The sequence below is a fragment of the Mesorhizobium sp. M7A.F.Ca.CA.003.01.2.1 genome (assembly GCF_003998945.1).
Taxonomy (GTDB): Bacteria; Pseudomonadota; Alphaproteobacteria; order Rhizobiales; family Rhizobiaceae; genus Mesorhizobium; species Mesorhizobium ciceri.
The window spans coordinates 942-1,455 of the sequence record NZ_RZRA01001175.1 but is presented as its reverse complement, the minus strand read 5'-3'; the positions used below and the strand labels follow the sequence as shown (position 1 = coordinate 1,455).

1 protein-coding gene is annotated in these 514 nt (G+C 67.3%); it reads right to left on the bottom strand.

Annotation, left to right across the window (positions count from 1 at the left end):
* Nucleotides 1-514: LysR family transcriptional regulator (locus EN969_RS30945; RefSeq protein WP_245467578.1), on the bottom strand; the 514-nt coding region annotated here is incomplete at both ends.

The following is a 514-nucleotide window of genomic DNA, read 5'->3' as shown; positions in this document are numbered from 1 at the left end:
AGATGCAGCAGGTTGGCGCGCAGCACGTCCGACGGTCGGGAAAAACCGCCGACCTTGTTGAGCAGCGTCGGGCTGCAGAGCGGCGTGAACGAGATTTCGCAGAGCGGCTCGACCGCCCGGTTCGGCCAATTGCCGACACCAAACGCAATGAAGGCATCGGCATCTGCGTTGCTGACATCGTCGAGCCGGCGCGGCGTCAGGATGCGCAGCGCCACGTCAGGATACATCTGCCGGAACTCGCCGATATGGGTGCACAAGAACAGCGAGGCGAAGCCGGGCGTGCAACTGACGGCGAACGAGCCGCCGACGCCGGTGCCGGCGTCCCGCGTCACCGCATCGCCCAAAACGGTGAGCGCCTTGCGCACGTCGCTGGCATAGCGCTGGCCGCGCGGCGTCAGCGCCACGCCCTTGCCGATGCGTTCGAGCAGGTCGAAGCCGAGATCGCGCTCCAGCAGACGAAGCTGATGGCTCACGGCGCTGCGGGTCAGGTGCAACTCGTCGGCGGCGCGCCAGA